Here is a 14,482-nt window from a genome sequence, read left to right on the forward strand (position 1 = left end):
TAGGGGGAAGAAAGAATATGAGAAAAGTACTTGTACTAACAGAAGCTAAGGCTGGTAATTTAAGAAGCGTATCACTTGAAGCATTGACTGCAGCAAGGCGTATTGCAGAAGGAGGAGAAATTATTGCTGTTGCGATTGGTAGTAACTCTACTCATTATGCCAATATTTTAGGTAAACATGGAGCAAATAAAGTATATATCATTAGCAACGAAAAATTGGATGTGTATACAACTGATGCATACTCTCAAGCGATGCGTCAAGTCATTGAAGATGTAGAGCCAGATGCAATTTTATTTCCCCATACAGCTATTGGGAAAGATCTTGCACCACGCATTGCTGCCCGTTTTGGTATTGGTCTTGTGTCAGATGTCATTGACGTACAGATTGAAGATGATGATGTAATTTTTACGCGTCCAATTTATTCAGGGAAAGCGTTTGAGAAAAAGAAAGCAGTTTCTAGTATACCTTTTGCAACAGTCCGACCGAATAATATTGCAGTAGAGAAAGCTGGAGGTACTATTGAGGTTGTGTGGTTTAATGTTGAAATTAATGACATTCGAACAGTCGTCAAAGATGTTGTACGTAAGACCACTGGTGGCGTAGATCTCTCAGAAGCGAAAATCATTATCTCTGGAGGAAGGGGAGTAAAATCAGTAGAAGGATTTCAGCCTCTCAAAGAGCTTGCGGAGGTTCTTGGTGGTGCAGTAGGTGCATCTCGTGGTGCATGTGATGCCGATTACTGTGATTACTCTTTACAGATTGGCCAAACAGGTAAAGTCGTAACACCAGACTTGTATATTGCTTGTGGGATTTCAGGCGCGATACAGCATTTGGCTGGTATGTCGAACTCAAAGGTTGTTGTAGCGATAAATAAAGACCCTGAAGCACCAATTTTTCAGGTTGCTGATTATGGCATCGTCGGTGATTTATTCGAAGTAGTTCCAATGCTTACGGAAGAATTCAAAAAAATATTAGTAAACGCATAAATAATAAAAATCATTCGTCAGGCATTTCTCCGAGTAATAAGGGAAGTGCCGTTTGAAATAGTTTACGAGCTTTTTGGAAAAACGAATCTGAATAGGAGATGGAAACTTTATGATGTTGAAAAAAATAGTGGAAGAATATGAAACGATAAAAGGAAATTTGAAAAAAGCCCAAAAGCTATATGGAGAACATTCTGATCATGTAAGCGAGTATCAAAATCAACTAGATAATCTTTGTATTCGATATTTCGGAAGTAAGCCGATCAATAAACATATGAATAGTAATCGTTAATGTTTAGGCGGGATGTTGGTTGATCATTTTAAAATACATCGTTAATCTCTCGGTTTTTTCAATATTTGTTATCATTCCATTAGTTATCCATTCTTTTTTCAATTATATACCAGTTAAAAAGGTTCAACGTTGGGCTGGTTTATATGCTGTTCTTTTTATAGTTATACTCGTTTTGTTGTCCATTAACCAACTTGGTTATTCTTTTGATTTACGAATTGCAATAGTCATTGTTGCATTTTCTTATCTTGGACCAGTAACTGGATTAATTACTGGATACGTTGCTTTAGTTGGGAGACTTTATGAAAATGGTATTTGGTTTGGTTCTATTTATGCTTGGACACTTCTAATGGTTGGATTTTTAGCTATTAACTTTTATTTTTCAAAACTCACAATGATAAAAAGAGTCCTAATTTTACTTTGTACTTATGCGTGTAGCTATTTGGTTATTGGTTCTATTTTTTACAACATAAAAGAGCATCCTTTCATTCATTTTGAATATCTATTATTTGTTTGTTTAGGAGTTATTATTGCTATATTAATAATTGAGTCATATCTTAGACTGTATGAATTAAATAGTAAACTTGAATATATGTATAAGAAAGTTGGAGAAAGTGAATCAAAGTACCGATTAATAGCAGAGAATACGTTGGACATGACGGTGGTGCTTAATAAAAGTATGTCTTTACTTTATTATTCTCCTTCTCACCTGTTGGTATTAGGATATGAAGAATCAGAACTGGAAGGTATTAAGTTTCAAACTCTTATTCATCCAGACGATTATTGTAATTTTCGAGATAAGTTAAATCTCATTTTTCAAAATAAAAAATTTCAATCGGTCATTTTTCGAATCCAAAATAAAAAAGGGGCATGGATTGAATTAGAGTCCAGTTTAATGCCCGTTAAGAGGGAAGACGAATCAATTGAACATATTGTCGTTAATAGCAGAGATATCTCGGAACGAAGAAAAGCTGAAGAGATCCTGTTACAATCTGAAAAATTATCAATTGTCAGTGAATTAGCAGCCGGAGTAGCACATGAAATACGAAATCCTCTCACGACTATAAAGGGGTTTGTTCAACTTTATAAGAAAGAAAATAAATCTGTTGTATATAGTGACTTGCTACTAAATGAACTAGACCGAATTGAAGAAATCACCAGCGAACTTCTTACTTTAGGTAAACCCCAATCATTTAAACGTCACATTATTAATGTACAAGAATTAATGGAAAATACACTTAAATTATTAACCCCTCAGCTTGGCAATAATGCTATACAATTTAAACTGAATGTGGAACACTCTTCCATTTTGATTTCCTGTGAAAAGAACCAATTAAGACAAGTGTTTCTTAATGTCCTTAAAAATGCGGTAGAATCGATGGAAGATGGTGGTGAAATTAATATTAATATAAGTCAACCTTCATGTGGCGAGTGTATTATTTCAATTCGAGATCAGGGGTGTGGCATTCCGGAAGACCTACTTCCACGTTTAGGCGAGCCCTTTTACTCTTTAAAGGACAAAGGCACCGGACTAGGATTGATGGTCTGCCATAAAATTATAGAGCAACACAATGGTAAAATCACCTACTCTAGTAAAGTAAACGAGGGAACACTTATTGAGATTATCCTACCATTAGTAAGTTGATAAAAAAGAATTATAAAAGTAGAAATAATTCAAATCTAAAAAATGGAAAGTAAACAATAAAAGGAATTACGTTTAAGTGTGAATACTGAAGAAGTAATGAGTAAACTAGGTTGTTGCGAATCAGATTAAGTTGTAGTGAAAAAAATAATATAAATGAGGAGGATATTATGATGGATTTTTCATTAACAGCAGAACAAAAAACTGTAAGAAAGGTAGTAAGATCTTTTGTAGACCGTGAAATTATTCCATTTATTAAGGAGTGGGATGAAAAGGGACACTTTGAATCAAGCATTCTAACACGCCTTGCTGAATTAGATTTAATGGGAGTATGTATTCCGGAACGATATGGTGGAGTTGGGATGGACTATAATACTTTAGCGATTGTCTGTGAGGAGTTAGAACGAGGAGATACAGCCTTCCGTACTGCTGTTTCTGTACATACCGGTTTAAATAGTATGACCTTATTGCAGTGGGGAAATGAAGGACAAAAACAAAAATATCTAGTACCTCAAGCGCAAGGTAAGAAAATTGGTGCATTTGGATTAACAGAACCAAATGCAGGATCTGATGTAGTAGCAATGACGACTACAGCTGTTAAAGATGGCGATAGCTATATTTTAAATGGATCTAAAACATGGATCTCTTTATGTGATGTGGCTGACCATTTCTTAATTTTTGCTAAAACAAACCATGACTTAATGCATCAAGGTATATCCTGTTTTATTGTAGAACGTGCATTTGAAGGCGTTTCCACAAAAGCAATCAAAGGAAAGATGGGTATTAGAGCAGGGAATACTGGTGAAGTATTTTTAGATGATGTAAGAATACCTGCTGAAAACTTATTAGGTATTGAAGGAGAAGGCTTTAAAATTGCCATGTCAGCACTAGATAACGGACGGTTCACAGTAGCAGCTGGTGCTTGTGGATTAATTCAGGCATCACTTGAAGCAAGCGTAAAATATTGTCATGAGCGAAAAACATTTGGTAAAGAAATCGGTAAACATCAACTAGTACAACAAATGATTGCTAATATGTCTTCAAACCTTGAAATCTCACGTCTATTAGTATATAAAGCTGGCTGGTTAAAAAATAACGGTAAGAGAAATACAAGAGAAACTTCATTAGCAAAATGGATTTCTTGTAATGCTGCAAACGAAGCAGCAAACGACGCTGTTCAAATTCATGGTGCATATGGATTTTCTAATGAATTCCCAGTAGAACGTTATTTAAGAAACTCAAAAGCGCCGGTAATTTATGAAGGAACAAGAGAGATTCATACAATTATGCAAGCTGAGTATGAGCTTGGCTATAGAGAAGACAAAATATTAAGAGAAATGCTTCCTTCATGGCCATTTGATGATGTTAAAGTAGAAACAGTTAACTCTTAAATTATGTAGATATTTTAAGACTCCTAAAAAAGACGACTTTAAGTTTGAATTTTGACTTTAAAGTCGTCTTTTTTAATAGGTGCTGTGTTGATCTCTTATTAAAATTTTATTGTTCCTTTTTTAAACTATTGACTTGAAGATTGAGTTCTTTCATAAACGCCTGGGAAGCAGCAGGATAATGTTGATTTTTTAAGCGGATGCAGTAATAGGACATTTTAGAATCTAATCCTAGAACAGGCTTTACAATAATATCTTCGCGTCTGTAAAATGGATCGAATTTAGCTGTTAATTCAGGCTCAAAAGAGACAGCTAATCCCTCTGCAATAAAATACTTCCTTGTATCAGAATTTTGCGATTGAATTTGTATATTGAATTTATCATATTCTCCAAATAATTGAGAAAAATATTTATCTTTACCGTTACTGTTTTTAAAAGATAATGCAAGTGGTTCTTTTAAAATATCTTCAATGCTAATCTGATTTAATTTAGCCAAATTAGAATCTTTTCTAAAACAGATCATCATTCGGCTATCTAATAGATGTGTTGAAATAAGCATCTGATTTTCTTTCCCAGATGGAAATGGGTTAAAGGTTAAACCTATATCAGCTTTGCCATTTAAAACGTCCTTACGAACTTGACTAGGACCAGTTTCTTTAATCTCAAGAGTTATTCCTGGGAATTTTGATTTTAGTTTTGCGGAAGCTTTCGGAATAATACCTTTACATAAACTAGTAACTGCTGAAATTGATATATGTCCCTCAATTTCCGAAGAGTCACTTTTAGCCTCTACTTTAAATTCTTCTATACTATTTAAAATCCGTTGCGCCTTTATTATTAGCTTTTTTCCAATTTCGGTTGGCTCTAAGCCAGTTCTATAACGTTCAAATATCTTTACACCAAGTTCTTCCTCAAGACCACTAATTGCTAGACTTATACCAGGAGAAGATACATAAAGCCGTTCAGACGTATTTGCAATGGAGCCGGTTTTTGCTATCTCAGTGATATATAATAGTTGCTCGATACGCATAGATTCCTCCATAGAATATAGATATCATATTGAATAATTTAATCTACTTATATTTTAACCTTAAAAAATAGTTAATGAATTAAAGATTCTTAAAGGTACCATTTATTTTTTAAAATTTAAAAAAATGAGAAATAAAAATATGATAGATAAAATGAATAATTTGAATATTTAAATATTTATTAGGAGTGATTTTAATGAAAGCAGCTGTCTTAGAAGAATTTAATAAACCGTTAGTAATAAAAAACGTGGCAGATCCGGTTCTTTCTGCAGATGGGGTTATTTTAAGACTAGAAGCTACAGGTGTTTGCCGTTCTGATTGGCATGCTTGGCAAGGACATTTAATTGCACCTACATCCGATAAGCTTCCTCATATTTTAGGGCATGAAATGAGCGGTGTGATTGAAGAAACGGGAAAAAACATTAAAAAATTTAAAAAAGGTGACCGTGTAATTGTTCCGTTTAATCAAGGAGATGGAGTGTGCCCTTATTGTGTAGCCGGACGTCACAATATTTGTGATAATCGAAAATTAGTAGGGTTTGACTTTTATGGAGGATTTGCATCACATATCCATATTCCTAATGCTGACTTAAATTTATTTCATCTACCAGAAAATGTTAGTTTCATAGACGCAAGTGCGATGGGTTGTCGTTTTATGACTGCTTATCATGGTGTTATGTCACAAGGGAAAATTAAAGCGGGCGATTGGGTTTCCATTTATGGTGCAGGAGGAGTTGGATTGTCGGCCATCCAAATTGCTGTGTCAGCAGGTGCGAATGTAATTGCTGTAGATATAGGGGACGATAAATTAGATCTGGCAAAAAAATTTGGTGCAGTCGCTTCAATTAATAGCAAACGTGACGATGCGCCCCAAGCAATAAAGGAAATCACCAAAGGAGGTAGTAACCTCTCGATTGACGCATTAGGCATTCAAGACACTGTAATCGGATCCATTATGAGTCTGAAAAAAGGTGGTAGGCATGTTCAACTTGGTCTAAGTCCAAATGCGGGAGGAGGCATGACTCCACTGCCATTAAATTTAATATTGGGATATGAACTTGAAATCATTGGTTCTGCTGGTATGCCTATGCCTGAATATTCAACTTTAATACGCATGGTTGAGATGGGACAATTACAACCTGGTAAGTTAGTCACAAAGGAAATCGAATTAGAGGAAGTTAATCAAGCTTTTGAAGACATGAATAGTTTTGCCGGAGCAGGAATGACGGTAATCACTAAATTCTAAACTTTTAAGGATGAGGGAATGGTCACACATAGATTTTGATTGTTTTTAGCTTTATCTAAAAAAGAGGAGTGTAAAGAATGGAAAATAAGTTCACAAAACAATATATAAATGGAGTTTGGCGTGAAGGTTCTAGTACGTCCTATTATAATAATACGAATCCGTATAATGATGAAGTAATCGTTCGTTTCAAATTAGGTAATAAAGATGATATAGAAGAAGCGTATGAAGCTGCAAAAAAAGCTCAATTAGAATGGGCTAAAACATCTCCGGAAACGCGCAAACAAGTTCTTTTAAATGTGGCACAAATTATTCAAGAGAGAAAAAATGAAATTATTACATTATTAATTCAAGAAACAGGATGTTCGTATACTAAAGCTATGGCTGAAGTGTTAGGAAGTGTTCCATTCCTTTCAAGTATCCTTTCCTGTGCGGATCAAGTGAATGTCCCGATTGATTTGCCAGTTAATCCGGGTGGGAAAGTTAATCGAGTAATCCATCAACCTGCAGGAGTCGTAGGAATTATTTGCCCATTCAATTTTCCTATCATTATAGCGCTACGAGCAATAGCCCCTGCGATTGCAGTTGGAAATGCAGTTGTTTTGAAAGCTGATTTGCAAACTCAAATCACAGGAGGGACACTTATTGCGGAAGTGTTTGAACAAGCAGGACTTCCAAAAGGTGTATTAAATATGGTGAATTTTGATGTTGCAGAGGTAGGTGACTATTTCGTTGAACATCCAATTCCAAATATTATTTCATTCACAGGTTCTACAAATGTTGGGCGTCATATTGGATCATTATGTACAAAAAATATGAAGAGAGCCTGTCTTGAATTGGGTGGTAATAATCCTGTCATTATTTTAGAAGATGCCGATTTGGAATGTGCTGTGAATGCGATGGTATTTGGTAAATTCTATCACCAAGGTCAAATTTGTGTGATTGCGAACCGTATCTTGGTGCATCGCAAGTTATATTCAACTTTTATCGAAAAGTATGTTGAACGTGTTAAGGCAGTAAAATACGGTGACCCAACCGACCCAACTGTCTTTTTAGGACCTCTTGTCAATGAAAGACAGATTCAAAAAGTATTACAGCTTGCAGAAACGGCTAAAAGAGAAGGTGCAACGTGTCTGTTAGAAGGAAAACGAATTGGAAATATTGTTACTCCCTATATTTTTGGAGATGTAAAAAATGATTCTACATTAGCACAAACCGAGGTTTTCGGTCCAATTGCATCAATTATTCCTTTTGATACTGAGGAAGAAGCACTTACATATGCAAATCATACTGAATATGGGTTATCGAGTGCGGTATTCACAAAAGACGAAGAAAGAGGTCTTAGATTTGCTGAAAAAATAGAAAGTGGAATGTGCCATATAAATGACATTTCGGCTAATATGGATCCGACCATGCCTTTTGGAGGTGTTAAATTATCTGGTATGGGCCGTTATGGTGGTCGATATAATCTGGAAGAGTTTACAAATGTCAAATGGATTTCAATCCAAAAGGGACAACGGAAATATCCAATTTAAAAAAGAAAAATGAAGATCAAACAATTTGTGTTTGATCTTCATTTTTGAATTCTAATCCATTGCAAGTATCTGCTATTTAAATTCTATTAAGGATTTTGGGTATCCACTTAGTTTAACTTTACTTAACATACCTTTTAAATCTCAAACTTTTAAATATGAATAAATGAAACTATCATTAATGTAATGATTCTCACTATTATGAATTTTTAAAAAATACTTTATAAAGACTCTGTCATGGCATGTCTTTAAAAAACATATGGAAAGGAAGATTCCGATGTCATTAGCTTTAGAATCTTTACGTGTTCTAGATCTTACAAGATTATTACCAGGACCTTTTTGTACTATGCTACTCGCGGATTATGGTGCGGAAGTTATTAAAGTAGAAGATACAGGACTAGGTGATTACATAAGAAATAGAGAGCCGAAAATTGGAGAAAATAGTGCAGTATTTCATTCAGTAAATCGAAACAAAAAAAGTATTTGTCTAAATTTAAAAACAGTACAGGGTAAAGAAATCCTTAAGAAGCTCGTTGAGCATGCGGATGTCCTTGTTGAATCATTTAGACCAGGAGTAATGGACCGTCTTGGTGTTGGATACGACGTGCTAAAAACAATTAACCCAAGACTTATTTATTGCGCAATTTCTGGATATGGACAAACTGGCCCTTATGCCAATAAGCCAGGACATGATTTAAATTATATAAGCTATGCCGGAATTCTTGAATATATGGGAGAACGTGGTAGTAAACCGGTTATTCCTTCTATACAAGTCGCAGATCTTGGCGGTGGAGCTCTTATGGGAACGATAGGTATATTAATGGCGATTGTTGAAAGAGAGCGCTCTGGCAATGGCCAGTTCATTGATGTTTCGATGCTGGATGGGGCACTGTCATGGCTGCAACTTACCTTACCAGATTTTCTAGCTTCCAACATACAACCAAAACGAGGCGAGCATAAATTATTCGGTAGGAACGCTAATTACGCAGTATATGAGACAAAGGATAATCGATACTTATCAGTTGGATCAACTGAACAAAAATTTTGGAATGAATTTTGCAAAACGATAGGTAGGGAAGATTTTTGCAAAAAAATTAACTCATCAATAGAGGAACAAGATCAAATGAAAGCTGTCATTCAATCTATTATTATACAAAAAACTCTTCAAGAGTGGATGGAGATATTTGATTACGTTGATACATGTGTGACTCCATTAAATAGATTTGAGGATTTAGAGAAAGATCCACATTTAATCGAAAGAGAAATGATTCAAACTCATCATGACCCTGAGGTTGGCAATGTTAAACTTATTGCTCCTCCAATTAAAATGTCTAAAACTCCTGGCTCTATAAGAACATTAGCCCCTAAATCTGGGGAACATACTGCGGAAATCTTGAATGAAATGGGCTTTACCAATGAACAAATCGAGATTTTAGAAAACGAAGGAGTAATTTCCGGAACCTTTAGTAATTCATCTGTTCAATAAGGTGATAGTTTCCCTAAATACCTAAAATTTAATAAATAGTTTTTATTTAAAATGGGGTGGAAATATGAGTATTAATAATTCAAAAGTTGAAGGCAACACGATAACGATCATTAAGAACAATGTGTGTTTAATAAAAATGAATAGACCCGATATCCGCAATCCAATACATGACATGTTCGATGGTTTAATGGATACTTTAGAAAAGATTCGAGATGATGACAAAGTAAAAGCAATCATTTTAACTGGAGCAGAACGTGTATTTAGTGCGGGCGGAAATTTAAAAGCAAAAAGAGATGTATCTAACTTCTTTGCTACTCAAAAAAGAGTGAAAACGTTTCATAAACTTCTATTTATGATGAGAAATTTAACTAAGCCTATTATAGCTGCGGTGAATGGAGTTGCTGCTGGAGCGGGTTCCAGTTTAGCTTTAGCATGCGATATGGTTATTGCTTCACGTTCTGCTTCCTTTATTCAAAGCTTTGTTAAAGTTGGTGCACTTCCTGACATGGGCGAAATTTATTTTTTGACAAAATTGCTTGGACCTCATCGTGCTAAAGAACTAATGATGTTGGGGGATCGTATTTCAGCTGAAAAAGCTCACCAAATTGGACTGATTAATGAAGTAGTAAATGACGACGATTTATTAGGTGTGGCATATTCGATTGCGAATCAAATCGTAGCTGGTCCTAGTTTGGCAATTGGAATGATTAAACAATTAGTCAATCAAAGCGAAAATTTAAGTTTAGAAGACTTATTGGAATTAGAAGCTTTTGGACAAGGTGCCTGTTTCCAAACAGAAGATTTTAAAGAAGGTGTTTCTGCATTCATTGAAAAACGCACGCCTATTTTTAAAGGGAAATAACTTAACCTATAAAAATAGTTATTTATTAAATAGCACGATGATAATGAATTGCTATTAAAGACTATATTTAAGATAAAATTTTGGTCATATCTATTGATCTACTCATTACTGAAAATTAGAAAAGCTGGATTAGACATACTCAATTAATAGACAACTTTTTGATTTGGAGGTTTTACTATGAATATTGGAAGTTCTATTGGTAGGAACGCAAGAATAATACCAGATAAAGTTGCAATTTATTCTCAAGATAAAACATACACATTCGATCAATTGAATCGTATTGTTAATCGGCTAGCGCATGGATTAATATCACTAGGAATTAAAAAAGGTGACAAAATCTGTTTGATGATGAAAAACACCGAGTACTTTCCAATTGCTATGTTTGCCGCATCAAAAATTGGAGCAGTAACTGTACCGATAAACATTCGATTAACAAAAGCAGAAGTTGCATACATTGTTGATCATTCTGACGCAAGATTAATCATCTATGATATTGAATTTGGGGATCTAGTTGAACTTGCACGTTCCAGTAAAGTGGTACATTGTATTTCTGTTCAACAAGCAACAGTTAATGGTCATTTGTCTTTTGATTTTGTATTAACGGAAAATGAAAAGGAACCTGATGTTGTAGTAGAACAACATGATGATTCTCACATACTTTACACTTCCGGGACAACTGGAAAACCAAAAGGAGCTTTATTCGATCATTATGGTGCCGTCATGCTCGCTTTTAATAGTTTAGGTCTAAAAGGTGAAAATATAGAACATTGCGTTATACAATTTATGCCATTTTATCATGGTGGAGGATTTAGCTCGCTATATAAAAGTCTTTTCTTAGGTCAAACAATTGTTATTCAACAAATTTTTAATCCAGTTGAGGTTTTAAAAGCAATTGAAAAATATAAAGTAAGTTATATGCTTGCAGTACCTACAATGTATAACATGATTCTACAGGTTCCTAATATTGAACAATATGATATTTCTTCTCTTAAAACTCTAGTCTATGGTGGAGCATCCATGCCTTCTGAGCTGCTTAGGTTATGTATGGAGCGTTTTAACTCAGCTCAGTTTGTTAACAGATGTGGATTAACTGAAGGTGGACCTAATGGAATCGTTTTATTTCCGGAGGATCATAAGGAAAAATTTGGTACTAGTGGAAAAGCAAGATTTTTAATGGAAGCTAGGGTGGTGGACCTAGAGGGTAAAGATATTGAACCTGGAGGGATCGGAGAATTAATTCTTCGGGGTGATATGGTTATGAAGGGCTATTATAGAAATCCAGAAGCAACTGCAGAAGCACTTCGTAATGGCTGGTTATATACAGGAGATATGTGTACGATTGATGAGGACAAATTTATTACTCTAGTCGATCGCAAAAAGGATATGATTATTTCCGGTGGAGCCAATGTTTATTCTATAGAAGTAGAAAACGTGTTGTATTCATTTGAGGGGGTACATGAAGCAGCTGTTATTGGACTTCCAGATGAAAACTGGGGTGAAACAGTATCAGCTATTATTGTCCCTAAGCCTGGGTATGTAATTGAAACAGAAAAATTAATTGAATTTTGTCGCAAGCATCTAGCTGGGTACAAGCTTCCACGTAAAATTTTTTTCATGGATGAGTTGCCGAGAAACGCAACAGGAAAAATCCTTAAGTATAAATTAAGAGAGGATCATTTGAAAAAAACTTCTTCTCACCTAATAAATTAATTTTATTAAATTGTAAAAGTTTGATATAGAAAAATCCTCACCTATACCGAACTAAAAAAACAGACAAGCAAATAATAACTGCCTTATAAAGTTTTGCTAATATATTACTTTTTATTTAACATACCTTTTAAATTGTAAACTTTAAAATACTAAAGTAGAAAACTATTATTAATATAAAGGATCTAAAAAATTCTGAATGTTCAAAATAAATTGTTTATAAAGGAGTGGAGAAAGTTGAGTAAAAAAGCAAAAGTAATTGGCGTAAATATGGTACCGTTCACAAAACCTGGTATGAATGAACCTTATGAAATAATGGCTTCAAAAGCTGTAATCGGGGCATTGGAAGATGCGGGAATTGATTTTTCTGACATTCAACAGGCTTATGCAGGTTATGTTTATGGTGATAGTACTTGTGGTCAGAGAGCTTTATATAATGTTGGGATGATAGGTATTCCAGTAATTAATGTCAATAACAACTGTGCTTCTGGTTCAACTGCTCTTTACATGGCAAGACAAGCTGTTGAGTCAGGAGCAGTCGAGTGTGCATTAGCTTTTGGATTTGAAGAAATGAAACCTGGAGCTTTGAAATCTCACTGGAATGACCGAACTCCAGCACTTGGTTGGGTCGACAATCGATTGACAGAGCTATGGCCCGAGGCCCCAGAAGCACCTAGAGCGATCAGGTTATTTGGAGCAGCGTGTAATGAGTACATTGAAAAGTATAATGCCAATCCAGATATTTTTGCAAAGGTAGCAGTTAAAACAAGGAATCATGCGACTCAGAATCCCTATTCACTTTTCAACAAGCCACTAACAGTTGAAGAAGTGCTAAGTTCTCCGACACTAATACCTAATATGACACGACTGATGGCATGTCCTCCTACCTGCGGAGCTGCTGCTGCTATAGTGTGTAGTGAATCATTTGCAAAAAAACATGGGATTACAACTGCGGTGGAAATCGTTGGACAAGCTCTTACGACAGATACGAACGATACGAATGACAATCTCATCAACTTAGTTGGTGCAGATATGACCCGTCGCGCTGCCAATCAGGTTTATGAGGCAGCTGGTATTGGTCCGGACGAGATCGATGTGATCGAATTGCATGACTGTTTCACTCCAAGTGAAGTCATTACATATGAAGGGCTAGGACTTTGTGAATTAGGTGGCGCGGAGAAATTTATTAATGAGGGAAATAACACATATGGTGGAAAAGTAGTGGTCAATCCTTCTGGTGGGCTCATGTCAAAAGGTCACCCAATCGGAGCAACTGGACTTGCCCAATGTACCGAACTAGTGTGGCAGCTTCGTGGTCAAGCTCAAAAACGACAAGTTGAAAATGCTAGAGTTGCCCTACAACATAACTTAGGTCTTGGTGGTGCTTGTGTTGTCACAATGTATCGCTTGGGCTAATAGATGATCTTGTTTAGTAAGCTATTTATTTTATATAAATATAAATTTATAGAGAGGAAGATTTGAATGGTTAAATTATTAGAAAATCAAGTTGCAATCGTTACTGGTTCAGGAGCCGGAATTGGGAAGGCAACTGCCTTATTGTTTGCGGAACATGGAGCTCGTGTTATGGTTGCAGACCTTGATGAAAAGCTAGCAGCTGAAACGGTTGCTGAAATCAAAAAATTAGGAAGCGATGCTGCTTCGATTTGTGGAAATCTTTTAGATCCAGAATTTCCAAAGCAAATTGTGGAGGCTACTATAGCGACATTTGGTAAACTTGACATCCTAGTAAATAACGCTGGTTATTGCCTAGACGGTTTACTTCATAAAATGACTGACGAACAGTTTTTAGAAATTGTGAACATTCATTTAGTTGCTCCATTTCGCCTTATTCGTGCTGCATCCCCTTATATGCGAGACGTAGCGAAGCAGGAGATTGAGCAGGGAATCGTCCATCACAGAAAAATTATTAACGTTTCTTCCGGTTCAGGAACAAGAGGAAATATGGGACAAGCCAACTATTCTTCTGCCAAAGCAGGTGTCATTGGACTTTCGAAGGTTGTTGCACAGGAGTGGGGCCAATTTAATATTAACAGCAACGCAGTAGCATTCGGTTTCATTGATACGCGTCTGACACGTCCAAAAGAGGAAGGAACTGTCATTAATGGTGAGGTCGTAGGAATTCCTGACAAGGTGCGTAATTTGTTGATTAACAAAATTCCACAAAAACGAATTGGCACTGCAGAAGAGGCTGCTGCAAGTATTCTATTCCTAGCATCACCACTATCTAATTATGTTAATGGTCAAGTGCTTGGTGTAAATGGTGGTTCAATTACTTAATTTTCTACAAGTAAAATTAAGTGA

Annotated in this window: 12 protein-coding genes; 11 read left to right on the forward strand and 1 reads right to left on the reverse strand. The window is 35.5% G+C overall.

Features of this window, described 5'->3' with window-relative positions; all coding sequences use genetic code 11:
• Nucleotides 1-17: 17 nt before the first annotated feature.
• The 4 genes from EP747_RS00390 to EP747_RS00405 all read left to right on the forward strand — a co-directional run bounded on the left by EP747_RS00390 (nt 18) and on the right by EP747_RS00405 (nt 4,305).
• Complete coding sequence (locus tag EP747_RS00390; protein WP_129688023.1) at nt 18-986, forward strand: electron transfer flavoprotein subunit alpha/FixB family protein; 969 nt, start codon at nt 18-20, stop codon at nt 984-986.
• A gap of 109 nt (nt 987-1,095) precedes the next feature.
• Nucleotides 1,096-1,275 (forward strand): hypothetical protein, encoded by a 180-nt coding sequence (locus EP747_RS00395; RefSeq protein WP_129688024.1) that lies wholly within the window; start codon nt 1,096-1,098, stop codon nt 1,273-1,275.
• Between the two features lie 19 nt (nt 1,276-1,294).
• Entirely contained in the window at nt 1,295-2,917 is a 1,623-nt protein-coding gene (locus EP747_RS00400; RefSeq protein WP_129688025.1) for an ATP-binding protein, read from the forward strand.
• A 170-nt stretch (nt 2,918-3,087) separates the two neighbouring features.
• Complete coding sequence (locus EP747_RS00405) at nt 3,088-4,305, forward strand: acyl-CoA dehydrogenase family protein (protein WP_129688026.1); 1,218 nt, start codon at nt 3,088-3,090, stop codon at nt 4,303-4,305.
• A 106-nt stretch (nt 4,306-4,411) separates the two neighbouring features.
• Here the strand turns inward: EP747_RS00405 and EP747_RS00410 are convergent, their stop codons facing one another.
• The gene (locus tag EP747_RS00410; RefSeq protein WP_165346748.1) at nt 4,412-5,332 is read right to left on the reverse strand and encodes a LysR family transcriptional regulator; all 921 of its coding nucleotides are present in this window, start codon (nt 5,330-5,332) and stop codon (nt 4,412-4,414) included.
• Between the two features lie 194 nt (nt 5,333-5,526).
• Here EP747_RS00410 and EP747_RS00415 point away from each other — a divergent pair, with 194 nt between their 5' ends.
• The 7 genes from EP747_RS00415 to EP747_RS00445 all read left to right on the forward strand — a co-directional run bounded on the left by EP747_RS00415 (nt 5,527) and on the right by EP747_RS00445 (nt 14,458).
• The gene (locus EP747_RS00415) at nt 5,527-6,576 is read left to right on the forward strand and encodes a zinc-dependent alcohol dehydrogenase family protein (protein ID WP_129688028.1); all 1,050 of its coding nucleotides are present in this window, start codon (nt 5,527-5,529) and stop codon (nt 6,574-6,576) included.
• A gap of 77 nt (nt 6,577-6,653) precedes the next feature.
• Complete coding sequence (locus tag EP747_RS00420; protein ID WP_129688029.1) at nt 6,654-8,108, forward strand: aldehyde dehydrogenase family protein; 1,455 nt, start codon at nt 6,654-6,656, stop codon at nt 8,106-8,108.
• A gap of 274 nt (nt 8,109-8,382) precedes the next feature.
• Nucleotides 8,383-9,591 carry a CaiB/BaiF CoA transferase family protein gene (locus tag EP747_RS00425; RefSeq protein WP_129688030.1) on the forward strand — a complete coding sequence of 403 codons (1,209 nt, stop codon included), beginning with the start codon at nt 8,383-8,385 and terminating at the stop codon, nt 9,589-9,591.
• 64 nt (nt 9,592-9,655) lie between these two features.
• Nucleotides 9,656-10,453, forward strand: coding sequence for an enoyl-CoA hydratase/isomerase family protein (locus EP747_RS00430; RefSeq protein WP_129688031.1), 798 nt, complete (start codon nt 9,656-9,658; stop codon nt 10,451-10,453).
• A 177-nt stretch (nt 10,454-10,630) separates the two neighbouring features.
• Entirely contained in the window at nt 10,631-12,163 is a 1,533-nt protein-coding gene (locus EP747_RS00435) for a class I adenylate-forming enzyme family protein (protein WP_129688032.1), read from the forward strand.
• A 234-nt stretch (nt 12,164-12,397) separates the two neighbouring features.
• On the forward strand, nt 12,398-13,576 hold the full coding sequence (locus tag EP747_RS00440; RefSeq protein ID WP_129688033.1) for a lipid-transfer protein: 1,179 nt from the start codon (nt 12,398-12,400) through the stop codon (nt 13,574-13,576).
• Between the two features lie 66 nt (nt 13,577-13,642).
• Nucleotides 13,643-14,458, forward strand: a complete 816-nt coding sequence (locus EP747_RS00445) for an SDR family NAD(P)-dependent oxidoreductase (RefSeq protein WP_129688034.1) — start codon at nt 13,643-13,645, stop codon at nt 14,456-14,458.
• The last annotated feature ends 24 nt before the right edge of the window (nt 14,459-14,482 follow it).

It is taken from the genome of Gottfriedia acidiceleris, from assembly GCF_004138285.1.
In the GTDB taxonomy this organism is placed as follows: Bacteria; Bacillota; Bacilli; order Bacillales; family Bacillaceae_G; genus Gottfriedia; species Gottfriedia acidiceleris_A.

Coding starts and splice junctions, on each gene's coding strand:
- EP747_RS00435 (WP_129688032.1), top strand. CDS start 10,631: ATGAATATTGGAAGTTCTATTGGTAGGAACGCAAGAATAATACCAGAT.
- EP747_RS00425 (WP_129688030.1), top strand. CDS start 8,383: ATGTCATTAGCTTTAGAATCTTTACGTGTTCTAGATCTTACAAGATTA.
- EP747_RS00415 (WP_129688028.1), top strand. CDS start 5,527: ATGAAAGCAGCTGTCTTAGAAGAATTTAATAAACCGTTAGTAATAAAA.
- EP747_RS00420 (WP_129688029.1), top strand. CDS start 6,654: ATGGAAAATAAGTTCACAAAACAATATATAAATGGAGTTTGGCGTGAA.
- EP747_RS00405 (WP_129688026.1), top strand. CDS start 3,088: ATGGATTTTTCATTAACAGCAGAACAAAAAACTGTAAGAAAGGTAGTA.
- EP747_RS00430 (WP_129688031.1), top strand. CDS start 9,656: ATGAGTATTAATAATTCAAAAGTTGAAGGCAACACGATAACGATCATT.
- EP747_RS00390 (WP_129688023.1), top strand. CDS start 18: ATGAGAAAAGTACTTGTACTAACAGAAGCTAAGGCTGGTAATTTAAGA.
- EP747_RS00445 (WP_129688034.1), top strand. CDS start 13,643: ATGGTTAAATTATTAGAAAATCAAGTTGCAATCGTTACTGGTTCAGGA.
- EP747_RS00410 (WP_165346748.1), bottom strand. CDS start 5,332: ATGCGTATCGAGCAACTATTATATATCACTGAGATAGCAAAAACCGGC.
- EP747_RS00395 (WP_129688024.1), top strand. CDS start 1,096: ATGATGTTGAAAAAAATAGTGGAAGAATATGAAACGATAAAAGGAAAT.